Source organism: Anaeromyxobacter diazotrophicus (genome assembly GCF_013340205.1).
GTDB lineage: Bacteria > Myxococcota > Myxococcia > Myxococcales > Anaeromyxobacteraceae > Anaeromyxobacter_A > Anaeromyxobacter_A diazotrophicus.
On sequence record NZ_BJTG01000009.1, the window covers coordinates 116,049 to 140,221 of the forward strand.

The 24,173-nt window shown below is 71.9% G+C and carries 23 protein-coding genes and 1 other RNA gene; 20 read left to right on the forward strand and 4 right to left on the reverse strand.

The window, feature by feature from the left end; genetic code table 11:
- Positions 1-198 precede the first annotated feature (198 nt).
- The 8 genes from mdcA (at position 199) to HWY08_RS17955 (ending at position 7,516) form a co-directional block, all read left to right on the forward strand.
- Positions 199-1,905 carry a malonate decarboxylase subunit alpha gene (mdcA, locus tag HWY08_RS17920; protein WP_176067760.1) on the forward strand — a complete coding sequence of 569 codons (1,707 nt, stop codon included), beginning with the start codon at positions 199-201 and terminating at the stop codon, positions 1,903-1,905.
- Positions 1,906-1,909: 4 nt separating this feature from the next.
- On the forward strand, positions 1,910-2,779 hold the full coding sequence (locus HWY08_RS17925; RefSeq protein WP_176067761.1) for a triphosphoribosyl-dephospho-CoA synthase: 870 nt from the start codon (positions 1,910-1,912) through the stop codon (positions 2,777-2,779).
- A gap of 2 nt (positions 2,780-2,781) precedes the next feature.
- Complete coding sequence (locus HWY08_RS17930; RefSeq protein WP_176067762.1) at positions 2,782-3,075, forward strand: malonate decarboxylase subunit delta; 294 nt, start codon at positions 2,782-2,784, stop codon at positions 3,073-3,075.
- A complete protein-coding gene (locus HWY08_RS17935) occupies positions 3,072-3,923 on the forward strand; it encodes a biotin-independent malonate decarboxylase subunit beta (protein WP_176067763.1) in 852 nt (283 codons plus the stop codon). The genes HWY08_RS17930 and HWY08_RS17935 overlap by 4 nt, the downstream gene beginning before the upstream one ends.
- Positions 3,924-3,937: 14 nt before the next feature.
- Positions 3,938-4,744: a biotin-independent malonate decarboxylase subunit gamma gene (gene mdcE / locus HWY08_RS17940; RefSeq protein WP_209005179.1), complete on the forward strand. Its 807-nt coding sequence runs from the start codon at positions 3,938-3,940 to the stop codon at positions 4,742-4,744.
- A gap of 23 nt (positions 4,745-4,767) precedes the next feature.
- Positions 4,768-5,421 carry a malonate decarboxylase holo-ACP synthase gene (locus tag HWY08_RS17945; protein ID WP_176067765.1) on the forward strand — a complete coding sequence of 218 codons (654 nt, stop codon included), beginning with the start codon at positions 4,768-4,770 and terminating at the stop codon, positions 5,419-5,421.
- Entirely contained in the window at positions 5,418-6,347 is a 930-nt protein-coding gene (mdcH, locus tag HWY08_RS17950) for a malonate decarboxylase subunit epsilon (RefSeq protein WP_176067766.1), read from the forward strand. The genes HWY08_RS17945 and mdcH overlap by 4 nt, the downstream gene beginning before the upstream one ends.
- Before the next feature lie 143 nt (positions 6,348-6,490).
- Positions 6,491-7,516, forward strand: a complete 1,026-nt coding sequence (locus tag HWY08_RS17955) for a hypothetical protein (protein ID WP_176067767.1) — start codon at positions 6,491-6,493, stop codon at positions 7,514-7,516.
- Between the two features lie 40 nt (positions 7,517-7,556).
- Here the strand turns inward: HWY08_RS17955 and HWY08_RS17960 are convergent, their stop codons facing one another.
- Positions 7,557-8,258 carry a GntR family transcriptional regulator gene (locus HWY08_RS17960; RefSeq protein WP_209005180.1) on the reverse strand — a complete coding sequence of 234 codons (702 nt, stop codon included), beginning with the start codon at positions 8,256-8,258 and terminating at the stop codon, positions 7,557-7,559.
- Between the two features lie 77 nt (positions 8,259-8,335).
- Positions 8,336-9,451, reverse strand: coding sequence for a sensor histidine kinase (locus HWY08_RS17965; RefSeq protein ID WP_176067769.1), 1,116 nt, complete (start codon positions 9,449-9,451; stop codon positions 8,336-8,338).
- 219 nt (positions 9,452-9,670) lie between these two features.
- On the opposite strand from HWY08_RS17965, the gene ssrA reads away from it, so the two are divergent.
- Positions 9,671-10,018, forward strand: a transfer-messenger RNA (tmRNA) gene (gene ssrA / locus HWY08_RS17970).
- A 24-nt stretch (positions 10,019-10,042) separates the two neighbouring features.
- Here the strand turns inward: ssrA and HWY08_RS17975 are convergent.
- The gene (locus tag HWY08_RS17975) at positions 10,043-10,681 is read right to left on the reverse strand and encodes a tyrosine-type recombinase/integrase (RefSeq protein ID WP_235969695.1); all 639 of its coding nucleotides are present in this window, start codon (positions 10,679-10,681) and stop codon (positions 10,043-10,045) included.
- A gap of 73 nt (positions 10,682-10,754) precedes the next feature.
- Here HWY08_RS17975 and HWY08_RS17980 point away from each other — a divergent pair, with 73 nt between their 5' ends.
- The 5 genes from HWY08_RS17980 (at position 10,755) to HWY08_RS18000 (ending at position 17,601) form a co-directional block, all read left to right on the forward strand.
- Positions 10,755-13,352 (forward strand): AAA family ATPase, encoded by a 2,598-nt coding sequence (locus HWY08_RS17980; protein WP_176067771.1) that lies wholly within the window; start codon positions 10,755-10,757, stop codon positions 13,350-13,352.
- Between the two features lie 96 nt (positions 13,353-13,448).
- On the forward strand, positions 13,449-14,594 hold the full coding sequence (locus tag HWY08_RS17985) for a toll/interleukin-1 receptor domain-containing protein (protein ID WP_176067772.1): 1,146 nt from the start codon (positions 13,449-13,451) through the stop codon (positions 14,592-14,594).
- Between the two features lie 407 nt (positions 14,595-15,001).
- The gene (locus HWY08_RS17990; protein ID WP_176067773.1) at positions 15,002-15,568 is read left to right on the forward strand and encodes a hypothetical protein; all 567 of its coding nucleotides are present in this window, start codon (positions 15,002-15,004) and stop codon (positions 15,566-15,568) included.
- Between the two features lie 365 nt (positions 15,569-15,933).
- A complete protein-coding gene (locus tag HWY08_RS17995; RefSeq protein WP_176067774.1) occupies positions 15,934-16,254 on the forward strand; it encodes a hypothetical protein in 321 nt (106 codons plus the stop codon).
- A 423-nt stretch (positions 16,255-16,677) separates the two neighbouring features.
- Complete coding sequence (locus HWY08_RS18000) at positions 16,678-17,601, forward strand: EamA family transporter (protein ID WP_176067775.1); 924 nt, start codon at positions 16,678-16,680, stop codon at positions 17,599-17,601.
- Positions 17,602-17,689: 88 nt separating this feature from the next.
- Here the strand turns inward: HWY08_RS18000 and HWY08_RS18005 are convergent, their stop codons facing one another.
- Positions 17,690-19,381 carry a sigma-54-dependent Fis family transcriptional regulator gene (locus HWY08_RS18005; protein WP_176067776.1) on the reverse strand — a complete coding sequence of 564 codons (1,692 nt, stop codon included), beginning with the start codon at positions 19,379-19,381 and terminating at the stop codon, positions 17,690-17,692.
- Positions 19,382-19,569: 188 nt separating this feature from the next.
- Between HWY08_RS18005 and HWY08_RS18010 the strand changes: the two genes are divergently transcribed.
- The 6 genes from HWY08_RS18010 (at position 19,570) to HWY08_RS18035 (ending at position 24,172) form a co-directional block, all read left to right on the forward strand.
- A complete protein-coding gene (locus tag HWY08_RS18010) occupies positions 19,570-20,118 on the forward strand; it encodes a YceI family protein (protein ID WP_176067777.1) in 549 nt (182 codons plus the stop codon).
- 11 nt (positions 20,119-20,129) lie between these two features.
- Positions 20,130-20,627: a hemerythrin domain-containing protein gene (locus tag HWY08_RS18015; RefSeq protein ID WP_176067778.1), complete on the forward strand. Its 498-nt coding sequence runs from the start codon at positions 20,130-20,132 to the stop codon at positions 20,625-20,627.
- On the forward strand, positions 20,624-21,205 hold the full coding sequence (locus HWY08_RS18020) for an ester cyclase (protein ID WP_176067780.1): 582 nt from the start codon (positions 20,624-20,626) through the stop codon (positions 21,203-21,205). Before HWY08_RS18015 ends, HWY08_RS18020 begins: the two co-directional genes overlap by 4 nt.
- Before the next feature lie 488 nt (positions 21,206-21,693).
- Complete coding sequence (yedE, locus tag HWY08_RS18025) at positions 21,694-22,920, forward strand: selenium metabolism membrane protein YedE/FdhT (protein ID WP_176067783.1); 1,227 nt, start codon at positions 21,694-21,696, stop codon at positions 22,918-22,920.
- A complete protein-coding gene (gene yedF, locus HWY08_RS18030; RefSeq protein ID WP_176067785.1) occupies positions 22,917-23,192 on the forward strand; it encodes a sulfurtransferase-like selenium metabolism protein YedF in 276 nt (91 codons plus the stop codon). The genes yedE and yedF overlap by 4 nt, the downstream gene beginning before the upstream one ends.
- A 194-nt stretch (positions 23,193-23,386) precedes the next feature.
- Positions 23,387-24,172 (forward strand): dienelactone hydrolase family protein, encoded by a 786-nt coding sequence (locus tag HWY08_RS18035; protein WP_176067787.1) that lies wholly within the window; start codon positions 23,387-23,389, stop codon positions 24,170-24,172.
- The last annotated feature ends 1 nt before the right edge of the window (position 24,173 follow it).

Consider the following 24,173-nt stretch of genomic DNA (forward strand, 5'->3'; position numbering starts at 1 on the left):
GATCAGCGCGGGTCGTCTTGGAAGCGAGAGGGGGGTAGCTCGTCCTGTACGCTGTATACAATGCTGGCTGAATCGTCAAACGCCCCGGCGGGGCTCCTGCGGGTGGCCCATCGCGTCATGAGCTAGCATTTTCAGTCCTGAAACGACTGTGCACCCGCCGGTTGACGCTTCGCTTCGCCATTGTATACAGTATCCACAATGCACGAACTCGCTTCGAGGCTGGACTCGGGGGGGTCACCGGCGCCCGCGGTGCCGGGCACGGCGGGCGCGCCTCGCCGGTCGTGGCGCACGCTCGCCGACGACAAGGCGCGGCGCCTGGCGCGGATCGCCTCGTTCGCCGACGGCAAGGTGCTGCGGCGGGAGCGCACCGTGGAGGCGCTCGAGGCGCTCCTCGCGCCGGGCGACCGCGTGGTGCTGGAGGGGGACAACCAGAAGCAGGCCGACTTCCTCTCCCGCTCCCTGGCGCAGCTCGACCCCGCGCGCGTGCACGACCTGCACCTGCTCATCTCGAGCATCACCCGGCCCGAGCACCTGGCGCTGTTCGAGCGCGGCCTGGCCCGCCGGGTGGACTTCGCGTTCGCCGGCCCGCAGAGCCTGCGGGTGGCGCAGCTGCTCGAGGACGGCCGGCTCGAGATCGGGGCCATCCACACCTACGTCGAGCTCTACGCGCGGATGTTCATCGACCTCTCGCCGCGCGTGGCGCTCGTCTGCGCCGAGAAGGCGGACGCGAGCGGCAACCTCTACACCGGCCCCAACACCGAGGACACGCCCACCATCGTGGAGGCGGCCGCCTTCCGGCAGGGGCTCGTCATCGCCCAGGTGAACGAGCTCTCCGACGAGCTCCCGCGGGTCGACATCCCCGGCTCGTGGGTGGACCTCGTCGTGCAGGCGGACCGGCCCTACGCGGTCGAGCCGCTCTTCACCCGCGACCCGCGCCAGATCGACGAGCTGCAGATCCTGATGGCGATGATGGTGATCCGCGGCGTGTACGAGCGCCACGGCGTCACCTCGCTCAACCACGGGATCGGGTTCGACACGGCCGCCATCGAGCTCCTCCTGCCCACCTACGGCGAGGCGCTCGGGCTCAAGGGGAAGATCTGCCGGAACTGGGCGCTCAATCCGCACCCCACCCTCATCCCGGCCATCGAGGCGGGCTGGGTGGAGAGCGTCCACTGCTTCGGCAGCGAGGTGGGGATGGAGGAGTACGTCCGCGCCCGGCCGGACGTCTTCTTCACCGGGCACGACGGGAGCCTGCGCTCGAACCGGGTGCTGTGCCAGCTCGCCGGGCAGTACGGGGTGGACCTCTTCGTCGGCTCGACGCTGCAGATGGACCGCGACGCGAACTCCTCCACCGTGACGCTCGGGCGCCTGGCCGGCTTCGGCGGCGCGCCGAACATGGGGCACGACCCCCGCGGCCGGCGACACAGCACGCCCGCCTGGCTCGACCTGGCGCAGGGCGAGGGCGAGGTGGTGCGCGGCCGCAAGCTCGTGGTGCAGCTCGCCGAGACCTTCCAGCGCGGCGGGCAGCCGGTGTTCGTCGACAGCCTCGACGCGGTGGCGGTGGGCAAGGCGAGCGGCATGCCCATCGCGCCGGTCATGATCTACGGCGACGACGTCTCGCACGTCGTGACCGAGGAGGGCGTGGCCTACCTGTACCGCGCCGGCGGCCCCGAGGAGCGGCGCGCCGCGCTGGCGGCGGTGGCGGGGGCGACGCCGGTCGGCCGCGCGGCCGATCCGCGCCGGACCGCCTCGCTCCGCGCCCGCGGCCTGGTGGCCCTGCCGGAGGACCTCGGGGTGCGGCGGCGCGAGGCGCGGCGCTCACTCCTCGCCGCGCGGAGCATCGAGGACCTCGTGACGTGGTCGGGGGGCCTCTACCAGCCGCCCGCACGGTTCCGGAGCTGGTGAGCGCGTGCCGCCTCTCGCAGCCGCCGCGCGCCTCGACGCGAGCCCCGTCCCGGACCGCCTGGCGGCGCTGGCGGTGCGCGCGCTGGTCGAGGAGGCCGAGCTCACGCCCAAGCCGGCGCTGGTGGACCGGCGCGGCCGGGGGGCGCACCACGACCTCGACCTCGCGCTCATGCGGCGCTCGGCCGAGGCGCTCCGCGGCGCCTTCGCGGCCATGGCGGAGGCGGCGGCCGGGGCGCCCGCCGGCCTCGCGCTGCGGGAGCGGCTCGGCGCGCTGGGGCGCGCCGGCGAGCGCGCCATGCTCGCCGCCACCGGGGGCGTCAACACGCACCGGGGCGCGCTGTGGGCGCTGGGCCTGCTCGTCGCGGCGGCCTCGCAGGAGGGCGGCGCCGGCGCGCCGGCGGCCCTCGGCGCCCGCGCCGCCATGCTGGCGCGGCTCCCCGACCGCTTCGCCCCCGCCGCCGGCTCCCACGGCTCGCTCGCCTGCCTGCGCTTCCGCGTGGCCGGCGCGCGGGGCGAGGCGCGCGCCGGCTTCCCGCACGCCGTGGCGGTGGGCTGGCCAGCGCTGCGCGAGGCGCGTGCGCGCGGGGCCGGCGAGGAGGCCGCCCGCCTCGACGCGCTCCTCGCCATCATGGCCCGCCTCGACGACACCTGCCTCCTCCACCGTGCCGGGCTGCGCGGGCTCCACGCCGCCCAGCGCGGCGCGGCCGCCGCGCTCGCCGCTGGCGGGGCGGGGACGCCGGAGGGGCGCCGGGCCCTCCTCGCGCTCGACGCCGCGCTGCTCGCGCTGCGGGCCTCGCCCGGCGGGAGCGCCGATCTGCTCGCGGCGGTGCTGTTCCTCGACGCGCTGGGCGGCGAGCCGCCGCCCGGGAGGTGACGATGGAGACGCTGGAGTTCCGCTACCCCGGCGCCGAGCCGGTCCCGCGCCGCGCCCACGTGGGCGTGGTCGCGTCGGGCGACCTCGAGGTCCTCTTCGAGCCGCGCCCCGGCGCCGAGGCGCTGGTGCGGGTCCGGACCAGCGTCGACGGCTACCGCGCCGTCTGGCAGAGCGTCCTCGACCGCTTCTTCGCGCGCCACCCGGCCGCGGCCGCGGTCGAGATCAACGACTTCGGCGCCACGCCGGGCATGGTGACCCTGCGCCTCGAGCAGGCGCTCGAGGAGAGCGCGTCATGAGCGGCGCCCTCCCCGCCGCCCTGGCGCGGCAGAGCTTCATCGAGCTCACGGCGCGCGAGCGCGCCCGCGCGCTGCTCGACCCGGGCAGCTTCCGCGAGCTCCTCGGCCCCTTCGACCGGCTCGCCTCGCCCTGGCTGGAGCAGCAGGGGGTGGTCCCGCAGGAGGACGACGGCGTCGTGCTGGCGCGCGGCCTCCTCGGCGGCGCGCCGGCGGTGGTGATGGCCGTCGAGAGCGGCTTCCAGGGCGGGAGCGTGGGCGAGGTGGGCGGCGCGAAGATCGCCGCCGCGCTCGAGGCGGCGCTGCGCGACCGGCAGCGCGGCGTCCCCATCCGCCCGGTGCTGGTCCTCGAGACGGGCGGCGTGCGGCTGCAGGAGGCGAACCTGGGGCTGGCGGCGGTGGCCGAGATCCACGCCGCGCTGGTGGCGCTGCGGCGCGAGGCGCCGGTGGTGGGCGTGGTGAGCGGGATGGTGGGCTGCTTCGGCGGGATGTCGATCGCGGCCGGGCTGTGCAGCCACCTCGTCGTCCTGCGCCAGGCGCGCCTCGGGCTGAACGGCCCCGAGGTGGTGGAGCAGGAGGCGGGGCTCGACGAGCTCGACGCGGCGGACCGCCCGCTGGTGTGGAGCCTGGTGGGCGGCGAGCAGCGGTACCTGACCGGCCTCGCCGACGCGCTCGTCGAGGACGACGCCGGCGCGGTGAGCGGCGCGGTCCGCCGCGCCTTCGCCGTCCCCGCGCCCGCCGCGGCCCGGAGCGAGCGGGTGGGGCTGTTCCTGGATCGGCTGGCGGCGATCGACCCGGCGGCGCCGCCCGGCGCGGCGGCGCTCCGGTACGCGTGGGGAGGCCGGCGATGAGCGGAGCGGCAGGGGTGAGCCGAGGCGCGGCCTGGCTCGCGGCGCTGGCGGGCGGAGACGGGCTCGTGCCCGGCGGGCCCGCCTCGGTGCGGATGAGGGACGCGCCGCTCGGCGACGAGCCGGCGCGCTTCCTGGCGGTCGTGCCCGATCCCGAGGGCCGCTTCCCCCGCGCGCGCGGCGGCGAGGTGGGGCTCGAGGAGGGGTGGGCGCTCGCCCGCCACGTCCGCGCCGCGATCGAGGCGGATGCTGCCGGTCCGCGGCGGGCGCTGGTGGCGGTGGTGGACGTCCCGAGCCAGGCCTACGGCCGGCTGGAGGAGCTGCTCGGGCTGCACCTCGCCTGCGCCGCGGCGGTGGACGCCTACGCCTCGGCGCGGCTCGCCGGCCACCCGGTGGTGGCGCTCCTCGTCGGCCGCGCCATGTCCGGGGGCTTCCTGGCCCACGGCTACCAGGCGAACCGGATCGTGGCGCTCGACGACGCCGGGGTGCAGGTGCACGCGATGGGCAAGAGCTCCGCGGCGCGCGTCACCCGGCGCACGGTGGCGGAGGTGGAGGCGCTGGGCGAGAAGGTCCTGCCCATGGCCTACGGCGTGCGCGCGCTGGCGCAGCTCGGCCTCGTGCACCGCCTCATCGAAGGGGTGAGCGCCGACGCGCCGTCCGGCCACGACGTGGCGCGGGTGCGCCGGGAGATCGCGGCCGCCGTGGCCGACGCGCGCTCCGGCCCGCGCGACCTCTCGCCCCGCCTCGCATCGCCCGCCGCCCGGGCGCGGCGCGCGGCGTCGATCGAGGTCCGCCGCAGGCTGGCCGAGCAGTGGGACGGCTGACGGCCGGCGACTTCCCAGCGACCGTGCCCGCCCCCTGCCCCGCCGGCGCGCCGCGCCCCCACGACCTCCTCGCCCTCGCCGGGCCGGAGGCGCTCGCCTTGGACGGGCCGCTGCCGGAGTGGGCGCGGGAGAGCCTCTCGCGCGCGCCGTGGGTGGTGGCGCGCCGGGCGGCGCCGGAGCGGGGCCGCTGGCCGGTGGGCGTGCGGGGCGCGCGGCGCGAGGAGCGGCTCGCGGCCTGGGTCGCCGAGGCGTCCGTCCTCCGGCGGCTCTCCCCCGAGGACCTCGCCGCGGCCCGCGGCTGGCGGGCGCCGGCCCGGCGCAGGTGGCCGTTCACGCCGGCGCTGGAGCTGGCGGAGGAGGCGCTCGCGCGCGCCGGGCTGGCCTGGGGCCCCGCCGGCAGCGTCGGCTTCGAGCTCGCCACCGGCGCCGCGGCGGCGGGCGCCGCGAGCGACCTCGACCTCGTGGTGCGCGCCCCCGCCCCGCTCCCGCGCGAGCTCGCGCGCGAGCTCTGGGGGCGGCTCGCCGCGAGCCCGGTCCGCATCGACGCGCAGGTCGAGACGCCGGCCGGCGCCTTCGCGCTCGCGGAGTACGCCGCGGACACCGCGGCGGTCGCGCTCCGCACCGCCGCCGGGCCGCGCCGCGTCGCCGATCCCTGGCGTGAGGGAAGCGCGCGGTGAGGAGCGCGCTCCTCTTCCCGGGGCAAGGGGCGCAGCGGCCGGGCTTCCTGTCCGCCCTGCCCCCGCATCCGGCCGTCGCGCGCACGCTCGACGAGGTGAGTGCCGCGCTCGGCGGCGGGGTGCGCGCGCTCGACCGGGCGGACGCCCTCGCCTCCACGGTGGCGGTGCAGCTCACCCTCTTCGCGGCCGGCGCGGCCTTCGCGCGGGCCCTGTCCGAGGCGGGAGCCGAGCCGGACGCGGTCGCCGGCCTCTCGCTCGGCGCCTTCACCGCCGCCGTGGCCTCGGGCGCGCTCGGGCTCACGGACGCCGCGCGGCTGGTGCGGCTCCGCGCGACGGCCATGGAGGAGGCGTTCCCGGAGGGCCACGGGCTGGCGGCGGTGGTGGGCCTGGGCGAGCCGCAGGTCGCGCAGCTCGCGGCCGAGGCGCGCGCCCGCGCCGGTCCGGTGTTCGTGGCCAACGTGAACGCGCCGGCGCAGCTCGTCCTGGCCGGCGCGCGGCCGGCGCTGGAGGAGGCGCTCCGCCTCGCCCGGGAGGCCGGCGCGCGGCGGGCGGAGCTGCTCGAGGTGAAGGTCCCCTCGCACTGCCCCCTCCTCGACGGCGTGTCCGCGCGGCTGGCGGAGGCGCTGCGCGAGGTGCCGCTCGCGGCGCCGCGCATCCCCTACGTCACGAACGTCCGCGCGCGGCTCGCGCGCGGGGCGGAGGACGTGCGCGACGACCTGGCGCGCAACGCCGCCGTGCCGGTGCGCTGGCACGACGCGACCGTGCTGCTCCACGAGCTGGGGGTGCGGCTCTTCGTGGAGGCGCCGCCCGGCCACACCCTCTCCGACCTGGCCGCGGCCGCCTTCCCCGAGGCGCGGGCGCTCGCGGCGGAGGGCGCGTCGATCGCGGCGCTGGCGGCGCGGCTCCGGCGCGCCCGGGAGGGCTGAGCCCGGCGGCGGGCGCGCCCGCCTCGGAGTTGCGTCCGGGTACAACGTTGTACCTGGATACAATTGACAGGCCGGTTCTATCCGGGTACCAAGCCCGGCGTGACCGACGACTGCCTACGCGCTTCCAAGCAGGGGGCATAGCCGTGGACGCTCCCTCGCGCCCTCCGCGCGTCTTCCACGCCGACGGGCCGGACGGGCTCCGGCTCCCGCTCATCGACCTCGATCACCCGGACTTCCGCGTGGCGCTCGACCCGCAGGCGCTGGAGCGCCTCGGCGAGGACTTCATCGCGGAGCGGACGCACGCGCAGGGTTCGCTCGTCCGGAGGCTCTTCGACCGGTTCCTGCTCCCACGGCTCCTGCGCCGATCTCGAATTGGAAGGGGGCTCGTGCGCGCCCGCGGCGAGGTCCTCGACGGCCTCACGACCTACCTCCTGAAGCTGGGCCCCGCGCACCTCGACGCGCCGTGGGCCACCGAGCTGGATCGGCGCATCGGCGGGAGCTTCGCCGGCCTCTCCCTGAGGCTCCGCATGCAGGACGTCGCCGAGCTGCTCGAGGCCGCGCTGGCGCCGCGGCTCCGGGAGGACCCTGACCGGCCGCTCTGGCTGGTGTCGCTCGCCGGCGGTCCGGCGATGGACTGTCTCAACGCGCTGCTGCGGCTGGCGCGCGCCGATCCTCCCCTGCTGAAGGGCCGCCCTGTCCGTGTGCTCGTCCTGGAGCCCGATCGCTCGCTAGCGGAGTTCGGCGGCGCGGCGCTGCGCGCATGGCGCGCGCCGGGCGGGCCCCTGGACGGCCTCGGCATCGACCTTCGACACGCGCCCTACGACTGGGCCGACGCGTCGGGCCTCGACGGCGCGCTGTCGGAGATCCCCGCCGCGGCGCTGCTCGCCCTCTCGGCGGAGGGCGGCCTGTTCGACTACGCCGACGACGCGTGCGTCGCGACCCACCTGCGCGCGATGCGGGCCCGCTGCCGGCTCGACACGGCGGTCTGCGGGACCCTCAACTCGCCCGGCCGCGCCGGCGCGCTCCTCCACCGCGGCAGCCCGGCGGCGGTGCGCCCTCGCAGCCTCGAGGCGCTCCGGACGCTGGCCGCCAGCTCGGGCTGGGCCGTGGCCGACGCGCGCGAGCGGCTGCTGAACACGGCGTTCACGCTGAAGCAGGCGGGAGGCTGATCCGGCACCTCGTCAGCCCTGGCCGGGCGCTCCCGCGGCGCTAGGAGCCCGTCCGCCCGCCCCCGGCGCCGGCCTGCTCCTTGGGCGGGGCCATCGCCTTCACGAGGTCGGCGAACCGGTTTCCCTGGATGGCCACGTGCGCGCGCAGGCGGCTCGCCGCCAGCTCGCCGTCGCCGCGCAGGATGGCCTCCACCACCTGCGCGTGCTCCTCGAACGAGGACGACATCCGGCCCGGCACCCGGAGCTGCAGGCGCCGGTAGGGGCGGAGCCGCCGGTGGAGCTGGGTGGCCTGCTCGCAGAGGAAGCCGTTGTGGCAGCTCGCGTAGATGGCGAGGTGGAACCGCTCGTTCAGCCGGTAGTAGGCGTCGGGGTCGTCCGCCCGCAGCGCCTCCTCGCAGGCGCGGTGCGCCGCCTCCAGCGCGGCGCGGTCCGGCTCGGTGCTGTGGGTGGCTGCGAGCCGCGCGCAGACCGCCTCCAGCTCGGCCATGACGTCGAACATCTCGCGCAGCCGCTCGGGTGGGATCTGCGCCACCACCGACCCGCGCCGCGGCCTCGTGTCGACGAAGCCCGCCGAGGCGAGCTGGATGAGCGCCTCGCGGATGGGGGTGCGCGACACGCCGAAGGTGCTCGCGAGCTCCATCTCGTCGAGGCGCGCGCCGGGCGGGTACTCGCCGACCACGATGCGCTCCTCGATCCGCTCCCGAAGCTGCTCCGAGAGCTTCATCCCGATGGGCTGATTCATTGAGGTTTCGGCGGGCGGCATAGGCTAGGTATACAGCATACAATCCCTGCCGCGCCCGGGGTCCGAATGGGGCTGCGTCACGGCGCCGCGCTGGCCGCCGCCGCCCGGAACTTGAGCTCGAGCACCGTCCCGCCCGAGGCGGCCGCGCGCGCCGAGCAAGAGCCGCCCTGCCGCTCGACGAGCGCCGCCGCCACGGCGAGGCCGCGCGCGCCCGCCGCCGGGGCGACGCCGCTCGGGAGCTTCAGCGCCAGGTGCCGGAGCGCGGGGTCCGCCGCGGGCTGCGGGACGTCGTCCTCGACCTCGATCACCACCGCCTCGCCGCTGCGCGCCGCCCGGACCTGCAGCGGCGCGCGCCGGCGGCCCGCCGCCGCGATGGCGCGCGCCCCGCGCGCGAGCACGTGGAGGAGCGCCTCGGTGAGCGCCCCCTGGTTGGCGAGCGCGTAGAGGCCCGGCGGCACGTCCACCAGCACCTGCGCGTGCGCGACGATCTCGGCGCGGCCGATGCGGAGCGCCGCCTGCACCGCCTCGGAGACGTCGGCCGGCGCCAGGGCCGCGGGGTCGGCGCGGAGCACCGAGCGCAGGTCGCGCGCCAGCACCTTGAGCCGCTCCGCCGCCGCCGAGGCCTCGTCGGCGGACTCGCGCGCCTGCTCGAGCGCCCGCCACGAGCCGCCGAGCGGCGTGCGCGCCGCGGCGTCGAGCCCGTCGGCCACGCCGGACATCGCGGAGAGGATCACCGCCACCGGGTTCGCGATCTCGTGCGCGAGGCCCCCCGCCAGCCGGCCCAGCTCGGCCGAGCGGCCCAGCTCGTCCGCCTCGCGCGCCGCCGCCCGCGCCATCACCCGATCGACCGCGCGCGCGACGGCGTCGCGGAGCGCCCCCGCCTCCACCGGGGCGGCGAGCAGATCGGCGGCGCCCTGGCGGAGCGCGCGGACCGCCGCCGGGAGCTCGTCCGCGCCGGCCACCACCACGAACTCGAGGTCGCGGTGCCGGCGGCGCGCCTCCATGGCCCAGCTCGCGTTGCCCGAGAAGTCCGCCAGCTCGACCACCGCCACGTCGAGGCGCTCCAGCTCGGCGGCGCCAGCGGCCGGGCCCAGCGTGACCTCGACCCCGGCTTCACGCAGGGTCTCGGCCAGCCCGTCGCTCCGCTCCGGTCCCCCCAGCGAGAGGAGCACGCTGGCGATGCGCTCGCCCAAGAGGCCTCCCCCGAGCGGCGCGCCAGCCGACCGTGCGCCGCCCTCCCACCTCGAACCTTGAAGGCAGAGGCGCCAGGAGGCACTCCCCCGGAGAAGGGAGGCGACGAATGGCCACAGCCCCGACCGGTGCCGTCCCCGCCAGCCCCTGCCGCACGAGGCGACGCCGCTTGACTCCGGACCCCCAGATCTTACTAATGACGGCAGGTTCGCAGTCTTCAAGGGGGCGAACTGGCTTCGACGGAGGATGGACTGCGTCTGGTGCGCGCCGTGGTTGGTCACGAGGCCACGTAAAAACGAGACCAAGCAGAAACGCGAACGAGCCGATGGCTCTCGCGGCCTAAAGTGCCGCGCGTCCCCCCGTGAGCGTCGGGTAACGGGTCAGGACGTCAGCTCCGACTGGACCTGGGCGGGAAGCGAGCCGCCTTGCCTGGGTCGAGACCAAAGGGCGAGGACGTGAGCGGTAGGAGGCCCGGGGCCAGCCGTTCACGTATTCACTCCGGGATACGCGCGTAGAACCTCTCGTAGAAAGTCTTTCGGACCCGGGTTCGATTCCCGGCGCCTCCACCACCTAACTACCGGATCGCACTCGATTTACCCTCCGGGGGGCGGGTGCGCCTCCAACCCGACGAGCACCTCCGACGGTGGCCGGTCGAGCAGCCGGATCGCGTCGTCCTTCGCCTCGGGCGTGAGGTGCCTGTACCGCTGGGTCACGCCGAGCGTCGTAGGGCCGGCGAGCGCCTGGATCGCGGTCGGCGTCGCGCCCCGCATCGCGAGGTGCGAGCAGAACGTGTGCCTGAGGACGTGCACACGGTCCGTGACTTCGAGGCCCGCGCGCTTCTGCGCCCGCTCCATCCAGCGCCGGACGATCTTGTTCGTCGGCGTGGAGCCGTCGTTGGCGTAGAGCACCCTCGGCCCGCGCAGATGCCGGTGTGTCCGGAGCGCCGCCGCGAGCGCCTCGGTGAGCGGGACGTAGCGGTCACGCCCGCCCTTCGGAACGGTGACCTTGCCGTTCCACTCGCTCCGCCGGACGTGAAGCCGCTTCCGGCCGAGATCAACGTCGCTCCATTCGAGCGCGATGATCTCGCCACGCCGCAGCCCGGCGTGTACCAGGTGGCTCGTAGCCAACGCAGACACTGCGCGAACGCTCCCGCAGATCGGCGCTACGAAGAAGGCGGCACACCGCAGGATCGCTCGACGAGGGATAGCAGCAAACTTGCGGCTGAGGCGCACTGCCGGTCTACTTCGGTGTCGAGCCGCTGCGCTAAAGGTACAACACGCACAGACACCGGGGGGGGGAGACTCAGTGCCCGAGACCTTCGATACATGGATGGGCTCTCAGCCACAATGGCTCCAGAGCGCCGCAGCAGACCTCCTGGCGAGCCAGAAGAGTCCAGACGAAGAGCGGATCACAAAGTTTGCAGATCTGTGCCTCCTTGAGGCGGCCGGATCGAAGGTCGACTTCCCGGCTTTTCCGGCGAACGCTTTCGACCCAGCATCACAGGGAGTCCAGGTACGCCTGAAGCGGATCGAGTCTGTGGCCGGCGTGAATGCGCTTGACCCAACCGCAAAGCTCGACTTCGCCCCCGCAGACCTTGCGATCGTGTACGGGCATAACGGCACCGGAAAGTCGGGTTTCGCGAAGCTGACAAAACACGCCGCCAGCTCTCGCGTCAGCTCGACGCTACTGACCAACGTCTTCACCGCCGAGCAGCCGGACACCAGTGCCGACTTCGTTCTTGAGCGCGACGGCGCAGAAACGAAGGTGAGCTGGAAGGCAACTGCGGGTCCCCTCCCAGAGATGAAGCAACTGCACGTCTTCGATGCGGATGTCGCTCGCTTCTACGTGACAGAGAAGGCGGAAGCGAGCTACGAGCCGCGGCGCCTGCGGTTTCTGACGGGGCTTGTAGACGTCTGCGACCGAGTGAGGGCAGAGCTGCAGCGGCGTAAGGGCAACCTAGTGTCCGCGCTCCCTGCCATTCCCGTGGCAGTGAAGCCGACACAGGCAGGGACCTACGTTGCCAACCTGAAACCATCGCTGACAGCGGACGCCGTTCAACTCAGGCTCAAGCGCTCGGCCACCCATGACGAACGCGTGAAGAGCATTCAGCAGGCGCTGGCGGCGCCGGACCCAGCAACCAGGACTGCGCAGATAGACGCTACGCTGACAACCCTCAAGAACCTAGCAGAGAAGGTAGATGCCATCGCGCTGGCTCTAGCCGACGAGCAAGCCAGCACATTGCTCAAGACAGCTAGTGCGGCTCAGAGCTTGCGCAAGGCGGCGCAGGCGTTCGCATCGAAGACGTTCGACCAAGCCGGCCTCCCGGGGGTTGGAGGGGAACCGTGGAGACTGATGTGGGAGGCTGCGCGAACCTACTCCAACACGGTAGCGTATCCGGAGCACACGTTCCCGTATTTAGAGGGAGACGGGTTGTGCCCGCTGTGCCAGCAGTCCTTCTCCCAACATGCACGTAGCCGGATCATCAGCTTCGAAGCCTTTGTGCGAGGTGAGGTGGAGGCCCAAGCACGTGCAGCCGAACACCTTCACCAGCAACTGCTTGAAGCACTCCCGTCGATCCCGAAGCCGGACGATTGGGCTGCACACTTTTCGCAGATCCCAGACTGCGGGCCAGCAACGGAGGTGTTTCGAAGCGCGGCCACCGCTAGGGTGAATGCACTCGCGGCGGCATCCGGTCCCGCGAGCGTCCCCGCCCTCGACAGCAGCACTATCAAGACGGCACTGGAAGCTCGGCGGCTGACACTGCAGAACGAACGCGAGCTGCTGCAGAGTGCTCAGAATGAGGGCGAGCGAGCCAAGCTCGAAGCCGAACTGGCAGAACTGAAGGCGCTGGATTGGTGCAGTGAGAACTTGGCCGCGCTCCTCAGCGAGCTCAATCGACTCAAGCAAGTCGCGGCAGTCGATGCAGCCGCCAAGCTAACCAACACCGCCCCGCTCACGAAGAAGAAGAACGAACTCGCCGAAGAGGAGCTGATCGGCGGCTATCGCAACCGCTTCGAAAAGGAACTGGTGGCGCTAGGGGCGCAGCGACTCCAGGTGGCGCCCGTTGAGGCTGGGAAGCTCAAGGGCCGAATCACTTTTAGCTTAGCGATCGTTGGCGCCAAGAAGCCTGCTCAGCCTGGACAGGTACTTAGCGAAGGAGAGGCTCGCGTCGTAGCACTTGCAGCGTTCCTCGCGGACGTGACCGTTGCGGGAGCGCGCACCCCGTTCGTTTTCGATGATCCCGTGTCGTCCCTCGATATCGAATTCGAGGAACGGGTCGCAGAGCGACTCGTAGCGTTGTCGAAGACACGACAGGTGATCGTGTTCACCCATCGGCTATCTCTAGTCACGCTTCTGAAAGAAGCGGCGAAGAAGGAGAGCACTGCGGCGAAGCAGATCGAGAGTGGGAAGGCAGTGGAGCTCAAAGAGCTGTCGCTCCGTCGCTTGGAAGGCCGCATCGGTCTGGTAACCGAGACCAATGTGCTCGAAAGCAGGGTCGACAAGGCCCTCAACGATCTAATCGGCAGGCGCCTGGCGGAGGCCAAGAAGCGCGCCGAAGCCGGAGACGTTGAGTCGTACTCGGCATTCATGAAGGGATGCTGCAGCGACCTGCGGATTCTGACCGAACGAACGATCGAGGAGGAGCTGCTCGGCGGCGTGGTCCTTCGCTTCCGCCGCGCGCTCGTAACCAAAGACAAGCTAACCCTGCTGGCGAAGATCACGGTCGAAGACTGCGCGCTGCTCGATAAACTCATGACGCGCTTGTCATCCTTCGAGCACTCTCAACCGCCAGAGCTGGCAGCCGGGTTGCCGAAATTCGATGAGGTGCTCGCGGATGCGAACGCCCTGAAGTCCTGGGTGGCTGCGTTCCGTGCGCGCACGGTGCCTGCTACGAAGAGCTGAAGCGCTGATGTCCGGGGCGCACTTGCCTGCACGTTTGTGACGCGGGCGTCGGAGTATAAAACGGCAACACTGACCTGAGGTTCGTCGGAGACCCCTATGGCCGCCCGCTCCGCGCGCAAGAGCCAGAAGTCAGCGCGCCCGGATACATTCGAGTTCGACGTTGCTCTGTCATTCGCCGGCGAGGACCGCCACTACGTCGAGAAGGTTGCGAGAGACCTTCGCACCATGGGGTTCAAGGTCTTCTACGATAAGTACGAACAAATCACGCTCTGGGGCAAGGACCTGTACGTTCACCTCAGCGAGATCTACTCCCGACGAGCCAGGTACTCCGTTCTGTTCATCTCGCGGCACTACGCGAGGAAAGTCTGGACGAACCACGAACGCAGAGCGGCTCAGTCGCGGGCATTCTCGGAAAGCAGTGAAACGATTCTTCCGGCGCGGTTCGACGCAACAGAAATTCCCGGCCTCTTGCCGACCGTCGGATATGTGAGCCTGCAGAACCTGCCGGCACTTGAGCTCGCGCGCATGATCCGGGACAAGATCGGGCGTTTCGAACGTGCCGAATTCCTGCCGACGCTCCCTGATCGCGTGATCGAATGGCTGCTGGCCGGAGACGATCCCGAGCACAACGGATACCTACGCGCGTTCCGAAAGTTCCTTCACAAGGAGGCCGAAGGAAACGCGGAAACAGCGGTGCATCTTATCGAGGCGGCCGTTCGCGATGCGTTCGCCCAGCTCCGACTCATGAGAGAAGAGGAACGGAAGGCACTTGGCCTGCTGCTCTACCACGCCTGTCCCGCTAGCCTTCCCCGGAACTTGCACATCGACCTGGAGCTTCTCTGCCGCCTAACTGGGCTTGACGAGCGGACCCTCCTGGGTCAATTCGAGCGCCTAGACTGCCTCGGGTTCAACGCCAAGACTGCCTACCATAAGACACATTCCCGCAAGGCAGTTCGCAAGAAGTACAACGTTCTCGAACTCGAGTTCAGGCCGGCGAAGAGCGAACTCATCGGCAACTGGACAATGGCCTTGGACGCGATTGCCTATTGTATCGCGAAAGATTTCTGCTCGCAGCACTTCCTCTCGTCATTCGTGCGTCTCGATTTTTCGTCGCTAAGCAACGCGACAAGACTCCCAGAGCGTATCGACGAGCACCCGACCGCCAAGCTTGAAGGAGCGAGCAGAGCTCCACGACGACCGGGTAAGTCGCGCGAACCCCGAGAAGGTGGGCGGAGACGTTGAGTCGCGTGCCCCACAGTCCGACCGAGGGGGCTCGAAGGCCCGATGGATGCTGGCCCCTAGGAGCGCACCGTCGCAGACACCGACGGGCACGGCATCGAGGGAGACCGGACAGCAGAACCGCGCTCGCCTCCAACCCCGCCTCCACGACTCCGGGCGATTCCTGTCAGGTCGCGTCGGCTCGCGTTGGAGGCGGAGGCGCCGGAACCGGCTGGGGCACAGCGGCTTCGATGAAAATGGCGTGCGTCATCAGACGTTTACGTCACCATGCCCCGGCAGGTTCCGATTCCCGGCGCCTCCACTTCACGTCTCCGGAAACGGAGGCTTTTTCTTTTCCCGGCCTTGGTCTCGCGTGGTCTCCGGGGCTTGGTCTCCACCCACTCGCAGTTCAACTCGGGCAGGATGAGCATGTGACCGACACCTCGAAGCCCCTCCGGTACATCGACGGCTGGTACACCGATGACCCCGACGAGTTCCGCTTCTACACGCGCGACGCTCGGCGCTGGTCGTACCGCGCTCAACTTGCCACCGATGCCCGAAGCTGGAAGGCGTGGGCGTGGTGGTGCATGGCCCTTCTGCCCACCGGCCTCGGGGCGCTCCGCAGTTCGCCGTCACTTACGATTGGCGGGTTGCTGTGGGGCGCCGTCGTTCTCCAGAAGTACGTCCACATGCTCCGAACCATCGTGCGGGGCTACCAGCATTCCGTCCTCCTCGACGGTGTCGTTCCCACCTTCGACCGCCGCCATCCTCTGCGTCGTTCTCTGCTGACTGGCGAACTCCGACATGGGGACAAGGCAGTCCAAGAGCGGGTGGTTGCCATACTTCCCGAGTGGGCCGCGAAATCGCACGCGGGTCGCGATGGTTCGCTGCGCGTGCTCGTCGCGCACTCACCGTCCGCAGAGTACAGCCCCGTCATCGGAATCCGGCCCGCCCATGAACCGGAAGGCGTGGGCCGGCCGAATGAGGCGGTTCGGTAACTGCTGGCGGGAGCCAAGGTGGCGACGAAGAAGTTCTCCAAACGCACGGCCACTCCGAAGCCGGGCCGGAGGACCGAGAACCTCGGATGTCTGGTCCTTCTCGCCATCCCGAGCGCCTTCGCTGTCGGAGCCTGGAGAGCGGGTAACTCGGTCGCGGCCGCTCTGTTGGCGGCGTTGGCAGTACCCGCTGTCGCGTACCGGATCTGGGGACGCCTCTTGGTCGCGCTGGCACTCATGCAGTGGCGCGGCCAGGCATCGAGGGGGTTCTGGTCCTATCGGACTTGCCATTACCAGCTTGACCGCCAACACCGAACCGGTTGACGCTCGCGGCACGTCATCTGCACGCGCAGAGAGAGAGCGATTGCATGATCGCCATTAGGGTCACAGTCGAGCGATTCACGGACGGAGCTCAGCCGGGCTGGGTACTGTGCCGGCTTGTCGACGCTTCGGGCACGCATCACCTGTTCGAGGAGAAGGTGCCCGTCGTGAGCCGCGATCATCTGGCCGCCGACAGCGCGTACCCGTGCGCTGCGTTCATCGACTGTACCGTCGTCGGTTCGCGACGCGCAGACGACGGCCGTGAACTCGTGGAAGTGGACACGGCATCGCCGTGGAGCATCCAGTCCACAGCGGGCGCAACTCGGTTTGTGGTCTTTCGAGAGCAGCTGACCGACTCCAACCCGTAACCGCCTGGCGGCGATGCCGTGGGCGCGGCGCGTACCGTCAAGACGGCCTCGCTCGGGCGGTTACCTCGACGGCGTCGCTTGCGCGTTCGACCGGCGGCATCCGCTGAGCCGTTCAGTTCTGGCTGGCGAACTTCGGCACGAGGACCAGAGGGTCCGAGAGCGCGTGACCGCCATGCTGCCAGACTGAGCGGTGAAGTCGCTCGCCCGACCGGACGGTTCGCTCCTCGTGCTCGTAGCCCATTCACCGACAACCGAGTTCAGCCCGGTCATCGCAATCCGGTTGGAACTGCCGTTCTACTGCTGGCGCCGGTGGCGCCAGCGGTTGCGTACTGGCTGTGGGGACGCCTCTTGGTCGCACTCGCCCTCTTGCGATGGCGCGGCCACGGCATCGAGAACCCGCCGGCGTGCTATGCCTCGCCCCCCATGCTCTTCGCCTTCCTCACCACCCTCTGCTGGTCGACGAGCTCCGTCGCCGCGCGGCGCCTGGTGGAGGCGCTCGGCACGCTGACCGCCAACCTGGTGCGCCTCGCGCTGGCCGCGGTCCTCCTGGCGGTTCTCGCCTTCACGGTGGGGCGCGGGCTCGAGGGGGCGGGGATCTGGTGGTTCGCGGCGAGCGGCGTGATCGGCTTCGGCCTCGGCGACCTGGGGCTCTACTTCGCGCTCTCCACCCTCGGCTCGCGCCTCACCGTCCTCATGACACAGACCCTGGCCGCCCCCATCGGTGCGCTGGTGGAGTGGCTCTGGCTGGGCACCTCGCTCGCGCCGGCGGAGCTCGCCTGCGGGGCCGGGGTGCTGGGAGGCGTGGCGCTGGCGCTGGTCCCTTCCGACAACCCGCACGTCGCCCCCGGGAATCTGCGGCGCGGCCTGGCCTGGGGCCTGCTCGCCGCGAGCGGCCAGGGGGTCGGGGCGGTCGTCTCCCGGCGGGCCTTCGAGCTCTCGGCGGCGGGTGGCCTGCGCGTCGATGGCCTCACCGCCGCCTTCCAGCGGATCCTGGGCGGCCTGGTCGTGGGGCTGCTCGCCTGGCTCCTCTGGCGCGCCCGGGCCGGGAAGGACGCCGCGGCCGGCGCGCTCGACGCTCCCCGCCCCCGCGCGCCGATCCCCGCCGGGCGGCTCGCGGCCCTCATCCTCGCGGTGGTGCTCCTCGGTCCGGTGGTCGGCGTGGCCTGCTACCAGGCGGCCCTCTCCTCGGCGCCGAGCGGCGTGGTGCTGCCCATCGTGGCGCTCTGCCCGGTGGTGATCATCCCCTTCAGCGCCCGCTTCGAGGGTGATCGGCCGGCGCTCCGCTCGCTCGTCGGCGCCGCGCTGGCGGTGGCGAGCGCCATCGCGCTGGCGACGGTGCGGCGCTGAGGAGGAGCTGGCCGCCAAACGCTTTCCGCCGCGTCGACGCCGACACGTCGGCGTGGGTGCCTGACAGAACCGTCTACGGGGCCCGCAGTCAACGCGTGCGTGAGGTCCGCGCCTTTCTCGCGGGACTCGCGCGACCGACCTTCGCGCCGTCCGCCGGTCCAGCGCCGTACCGCTTCAGCTTTCGCTTGAGCGTGGCGAGGCCGATCCCGAGGTCGGCGGCGGCGCGGGTCCGGTTGCCGCCGACGCTCTCGACGGCGGCGAGGATGTACTCGCGCTCGACGTCCTCGAGCGCCCTGGTCCGAGCGGTGACCCGGGGGCGCGGCATCGCGGCGCGCAGCTCCTCCGGGAGGTCCTCGATCTCGATCCGGCTCCCCTGGCTCAGCGCCACCGCGTGCTCGACCGCGTTCTGCAGCTCACGGACGTTGCCGGGCCACTCGTACCGGACGAGCTGGTCGGCGGCGCGCGGCGTGAACCCGGTGATCTTGCGCCCCATCCGGCGGGACGTGTCGGCGAGGAACACGCGGCCGAGCGGCAACACGTCCTCGGGCCGCTCCCGGAGCGGCGGGACGCGCAGCTCGATGACGCGCAGCCGATAGTAGAGGTCCTGGCGGAACGCCTTCGCGGCGACATCCGCCGCGAGGTCCCGGTTCGTCGCGGCCACGACGCGGACGTCCACCGGCCGCGGCCGGTTCTCGCCCACGCGCCGGACCTCGCGCTCCTGCAGGACCCGCAGCAGCTTCACCTGCATCCCCGGCGAGATCTCCCCGATCTCGTCCAGGAACAGGGTCCCGCCGTTCGCCGACTCGAACAGGCCGGCGTGCTCCCGGTCGGCGCCCGTGAACGCCCCGCGGGCGTGGCCGAAGAGCTCGCTCTCGAGCAGCGTCTCCGTCACCGCGCCGCAGTTCACCGCCACGAACGGGCGGCCAGCCCGCGGCGACGCGTCGTGGATGATGCGCGCGAGCCGCTCCTTCCCGACGCCGCTCTCGCCGGTGACGAGCGCGGTCGACCCCACCTTGGCGACGCGCAGCGCGAGATCGACCACGCGGTGCATCGCCTCGCTCTTCACGACGAGCCCCGCGCGCTCCTCGACGCCCGGCGCGATCCGGGCCAGCTCCTGCCGGCGCGCCTTCAGCCGGCGCTCCGCCGCGCGCAGCGCCGCCGTCGCTCCTTCCAGCGCCGCGTCGACGCTCTCCTTGCGGTAGGCGGCGAGCTGCGGCTCCACCTCCGGCCCCCACTCCTCCTTCAGCCGGCCGACGAGGTGACAGGTCGCGTCGCCCTTGCCGCGGCACCGGTCCTCGAGGCAGTAGACCTCGCGCCCGTTGGCGAAGGACAGGTAGCCGCTCGCGAACCCGGCCAGTGTCCAGCACACGGGCTCGTCGGCCTGCCCGAGGTGGAGCAGGTGCTGCTCCGCCTCGTACGACTCGTGCCAGATGGACTCGACGAAGGGCTCGGGCGACGACGCCAGGCTCGGCGCCGGCTGCTCGATCACCACGGACCCGTTGAGCATGTGCAGGCGGCCGCCCGCGACGCGCCACTCTCGCTCGCTCTGCCACGGGAACCCGGAGCGCATGCTCTCGGCGGTTCGCCACCCGTGCGCGTACCCGAACCTGGTGAGGACGCCCCGCGCCGCCGTGAGGCCGACGCTGTCGATGAGCTCCTTGCGGAGCAGCCCGAGCGCGACGGCGTCGAGGATGAGCGCGCGTTCACCGCCGAAGCGGATGATCCCGCCCTTCGACTCGAACGAGAGCAGCTCACGAAGGTCGAGGTCCTCGGCACGCACGTGCGCCTCCGCGTCGGCTCTTCCCGTCCTGATCGAACTGAGCCGGACCGTCTCATAATGAGCCACCGCGCCGAACGCCCCCGATCGTGAATGCCCCTGATCCCGGGTGATTACCCGACGCCCGCCGCTGGCCCGCGCGCTGCACACCTCTTCGCCGAGAGACGAAACCCGAACTCCCGGAGACGAACATGGCGAACGAGAGCTGGCAGGTCGATGGCGCGCACTCCTCGGTGAACCTCACCGTGCGGCACATGGTGATCTCGAAGGTGCGGGGGCACTTCGCGAAGTGGAGCGCGAAGCTGGCGCTCGACACGGCAGACCTGGCGCGGTCGTCGGTCGAGGTCGCGATCGACGCCGCGAGCATCGACACGGGCGTCGCCGACCGCGACCAGCACCTCAGGTCCCCCGACTTCCTCGACGCCCAGAAGTACCCGGCGCTCACGTACAAGAGCCGCCGCGTCGAGGTCCTCTCGCCCGAGCGCCTGCGCATCGTCGGCGACCTCACCATCCGCAACGTCACCCGCGAGGTCGCGCTCGAGGTCGAGTACGGCGGGCAGGGCAAGGACCCCTGGGGCAACCAGCGCGCCGGCTTCACCGCGACCGCCTCGCTCAACCGCAAGGACTTCGGCCTCACCTGGAACCAGGCGCTCGAGACGGGCGGCGTGCTCGTCGCGGACCGCGTCGACGTCGAGATCGAGCTGCAGGCCATCAAGCAGGCGGCCGCGCAGGTCGGGTAGCGGAGCCACCGGTGACCCTCTGCCCCCAGCTCCGGCGCCTCTCGGCCGAGCACGCGCGCTGGCTCGCGGACGTCGCGGGGCGGGCGGGCGCCGGGGAAGAGGACCGCACCTCGCGGCTGCTGGCGCTCTGGGACCTCGAGGTGCTCCCGCACTGCCGCGCCGAGGAGGAGGTGCTCATCCCCGAGCTCGCCAGGCGGCTCTCGGAGGCGGACGCCGCCATCGTGTTCACGCTCAGCGACCACGTGGCGCTCCGGCGCCTCGCTCGCGAGCTCCGGGAGGCCCGCGGCGGAGCGCGCGCAGCAGCGCGCGCCGCGCTGGAGAAGAAGCTCGAGGAGCACGCGCGGTTCGAGGAATCGACGCTGTTCCCCGCCGTCCAGGAGGCCCTCGGCTGCGACCGCATCGCCGGGCTCGCGCCCGACCTCGCCGCCGCCGCCGAGGCCTCGAGACCGCGACCGACCTCGTCGGCCGCTCACGCAGCATCCACCGCAAAGAAGGGAAGGAAGCCATGAAGAAGCTGAACCGCATCACGCTGCTCACCGGCGCGGCCCTCGCCGCGCTCCTCGCGGCGGCGCCCGCACAGGCCGCGGAGAACGCCTGGCCCGGCACCAAGGTCGGGGAGCCCACCCCGAAGCCGAAGGGAGTCCCCGCCGCGCTCGCGAAGAACCTCGCGAACTTCGACGACCTCGACTTCCGCGTCTACACCGGCCAGCAGTGGCAGGACCTGCACAAGAGCCACACCAAGGACGTGGTCGTGCACTGGCCAGACGGCCACCAGACGAAGGGCCTCGAGAAGCACATCGAGGACCTGAAGTACATGTGGACCTTCGCGCCCGACAACCGGATCAAGGAGCACCCGGTGCGCTTCGGCACCCCGGACGGCGAATGGACGGCCGTGACCGGCTGGCTCGAGGGGACCTTCACGAAGCCGATGGTGCTGCCCGACGGGAAGACCCTCCAGCCGACGGGCAAGGCCTACCGCATCCCGATGGCGACCATCGGCCACTGGAACAAGGACGGCATCATGTTCGAGGAGTACCTGTTCTGGGACAACGGCGAGTTCATGAAGCAGATCGGGCTTGCGCAGTAGCAGCGCGGACGCTGCCGCTGCGTGCCGCCTGGAATCTCGTCGCGAGGCACGGGTGACCACCGGGGAAGCACCGCGGACGCGCGGGCCGTGGCTGGCGGCGGCGCGCGCGTCCGCCGCTCGCGATCGACCGCTCAGACGTTCTCGACCAGCCGCTGCGTGAGGTCGTCGATGCCCTTCTGCGTGGCCTCGAGGAGCATCGGGTAGAGGTGGTCGAGAACTTGTACCCGCCCGCGGGGACGAAGGTGATCGTGAGGTAGCTCGGATCCTTCTCCGGCAGCGCGCGGTACGTTTTTGACCTGGGGTGAGCTTGAGAATCGGGGCCCAGCGACTAGACTGCCGCGCCTGGAAGGAGGTGAACAGCATGCGCTCCGTCGAAGCACGCAGCCCGCTCCAGCGCTGAGGCCGAAAGGCCGGGAGGCCGGCGGCTTCCCCGACACAGCCCCGACGTCCACACACCGCGCCCCGAGCCGCGCTCGGAGGGAGCACGCATGCACGCACCGTCGTTCCGCGAGAAGTACCTCGTTCGCTTCTGGTCCCCCACCCCCGCCGTCGCCGTGGCGGGGGTGCTCTCCGCCTACTACTTCGGCGTCACCGGCACGTTCTGGGCGGTCACCGGCGAGTTCACACGCTGGGGCGGCCACCTGATGCAGCTCGCCGGCGCCCACCCCGAGCGCTGGGGGTACTTCCGCGCCATCGGCCTGCAGGGGCTGCCCTGGGATCGGGTCGACGGCTGGGTGGTCCTCGGGATGTTCGCCGGCGCGTTGGCCGCCGCGCTGTGGGCCAACAACGTGAAGCTGCGCGCGCCACGCCACGGCGTTCGGTGGGTCCAGGGCTTCCTGGGCGGGTTCGTGGCCGGCTTCGGGGCTCGGCTCGCCATGGGCTGCAACCTGGCCGCCTTCTTCACCGGCATCCCGCAGTTCTCGCTCCACGCCTGGATGTTCACCGTCGCCACCGCCGCCGGGAGCTGGGCCGGGGTCCGCGTCGCGCTCCACCCGGTCTTCCGCGCTCCGGTGAGGGTGGAGAAGGTGACCGCCGCGGCGCAGGTGCGCGCACCCGCCGCGGGACGACGCTTCTGGCTCGGTGCGCTGCTCTTCGCCGCCTTCGCCGGCGTGGCGCTGGTGGTGGCGACCCGCCAGCTCAAGCTCGGCCTGGCGGGCCTGTTCGGGCTCGCGTTCGGCCTGCTCATCGAGCGGGCGCAGATCTGCTTCACCGCCGCCTTCCGCGACCTCTGGATCACGGGCCGCACGCTGATGGCCAAGGCGATCCTCGCCGGGATGGCGGCGAGCGCCGTCGGCACCTTCAGCTACGTCCTGCTCGGCGTCGCCCCCAAGATCTTCTGGGCCGGCCCCAACGCGCTGGTGGGCGGGTTCCTGTTCGGGCTCGGCATCGTGGTGGCGGGCGGCTGCGAGACCGGCTGGATGTATCGCGCGGTGGAGGGGCAGGTGCACTTCTGGGTGGTGGGCGTGGGCAACATCGCCGGCGCCACCGTGCTCGCCTGGCTCTGGGATCGGGTCGCGCCGGCGCTGGCGCTCGCCTACCCCAAGGTGAACCTGCTGCAGGCGCTCGGCCCGGTCGGCGGGCTCGCCATCACGTACGCCGGCCTGCTCACCTCGTTCCTGCTCCTCGTCTGGTGGGAGCGCCGATTCTTGACGCGCGCTGGCGGCGAGCGCGCCCGCTCCACCTCACCCGCGGCCGCCACGGGGGTGCTCGGATGAGCCCGCTGACTCCGGGGGAGCTCGACCTCCTCGTCCCCACCCACCGGCTCGACATGCACGGCGAGCCCTGCCCCTACCCGGCGGTCGCCACCCTGGAAGCACTGCCGCAGCTCGCGCCCGGTGACGTGCTGGAGGTGATCAGCGACTGCGCGCAGTCGGTGAACACCATCCCCCACGACGCCCGGAACCACGGCTACGAGTACCTGGGGATGAGACAGGACGGCCCGACGCTGCGCTACTACATCCGAGTGCCAGCCCAGCCGCGGCCGTGAGCGCGACGGCCGGGGGCGGCGCCGGCAGCCACGCCGCCCTCGGCCTCACTCGAGGCGCACTCACTTCGGCAAAGGATCGACTGGCCAGGTGCGGGCGAGACACCCCGCCGTCTTCGCGGCGGTGGCCCCTGCGGGTCTGCCGGTTGCGCGCGCCTCGATGCGGGGAAATGACAGGGCGCTCCGGAGGAGTGCCCATGCACGGGACCAAGTGGGTGATCGCCGCCTTCCTCGCGCTCGCCGGCGCGACCGCGCGCGCCGAGGTGAAGACGAAGGTGATCGACTACCGCCAGGGCGACACGGCGCTGGAGGGATTCCTCGCCTGGGACGACGCCGCCCAGGGGAGCCGGCCGGGCGTCCTCGTCATCCACGAGGCGTGGGGGGAGAACCAGCACGCCCGCGACCAGGCGGTGCGGCTCGCCAGGGCGGGCTACGTCGGCTTCGCGCTCGACATGTACGGCAAGGGCAAGGTGACGAAGCACCTGGAGGACGCCAAGGCGTTCATGGCGGAGGCCTCGAAGGACCCCGCGGTGGTCCGGGCGCGCTTCGAGGCGGCGAGGAAGCTCCTCCAGGCGCAGCCGCAGGTGGACCCGAAGAAGATCGGCGCCGTCGGCTACTGCTTCGGCGGCAACGTCGCGCTGAACATGGCGCGCGCCGGCGAGGATCTCGCCGCGGTGGCGACCTTCCACGCCGCGATCCCGTCGGCGGACCAGCCCGTGCCGGGCAAGGTGAAGCCCCGCATCCTCATCAACACGGGCGGCGACGATCCGCTGGTCCCGAAGTCGCAGATCGACGCGTTCGTCAAGGAGCTGAAGGACGCCGGCGCGGACATCAGCGTCATCACCTATCCGCACGCGAAGCACAGCTTCACCAACCCCGAGGCCGCCCAGGCGGGGATGGACGCGCTCGGCTACGACGCCGACGCCGACCGGAAGTCATGGGAGGCGTCCATGAAGATGTTCCAGGCAGCGTTCAAGGGCTGAG

Excerpts from the sequence above, each read along its gene's own strand:
- HWY08_RS17935 (WP_176067763.1), top strand. The coding sequence starts at position 3,072 with ATGAGCGGCGCCCTCCCCGCCGCCCTGGCGCGGCAGAGCTTCATCGAG.
- yedF (WP_176067785.1), top strand. The coding sequence starts at position 22,917 with ATGAGCCCGCTGACTCCGGGGGAGCTCGACCTCCTCGTCCCCACCCAC.
- mdcA (WP_176067760.1), top strand. The coding sequence starts at position 199 with ATGCACGAACTCGCTTCGAGGCTGGACTCGGGGGGGTCACCGGCGCCC.
- HWY08_RS17930 (WP_176067762.1), top strand. The coding sequence starts at position 2,782 with ATGGAGACGCTGGAGTTCCGCTACCCCGGCGCCGAGCCGGTCCCGCGC.
- HWY08_RS18010 (WP_176067777.1), top strand. The coding sequence starts at position 19,570 with ATGGCGAACGAGAGCTGGCAGGTCGATGGCGCGCACTCCTCGGTGAAC.
- HWY08_RS17985 (WP_176067772.1), top strand. The coding sequence starts at position 13,449 with ATGGCCGCCCGCTCCGCGCGCAAGAGCCAGAAGTCAGCGCGCCCGGAT.
- HWY08_RS17995 (WP_176067774.1), top strand. The coding sequence starts at position 15,934 with ATGATCGCCATTAGGGTCACAGTCGAGCGATTCACGGACGGAGCTCAG.
- yedE (WP_176067783.1), top strand. The coding sequence starts at position 21,694 with ATGCACGCACCGTCGTTCCGCGAGAAGTACCTCGTTCGCTTCTGGTCC.
- HWY08_RS18035 (WP_176067787.1), top strand. The coding sequence starts at position 23,387 with ATGCACGGGACCAAGTGGGTGATCGCCGCCTTCCTCGCGCTCGCCGGC.
- HWY08_RS18020 (WP_176067780.1), top strand. The coding sequence starts at position 20,624 with ATGAAGAAGCTGAACCGCATCACGCTGCTCACCGGCGCGGCCCTCGCC.
- HWY08_RS18000 (WP_176067775.1), top strand. The coding sequence starts at position 16,678 with ATGCTCTTCGCCTTCCTCACCACCCTCTGCTGGTCGACGAGCTCCGTC.
- HWY08_RS17960 (WP_209005180.1), bottom strand. The coding sequence starts at position 8,258 with ATGAATCAGCCCATCGGGATGAAGCTCTCGGAGCAGCTTCGGGAGCGG.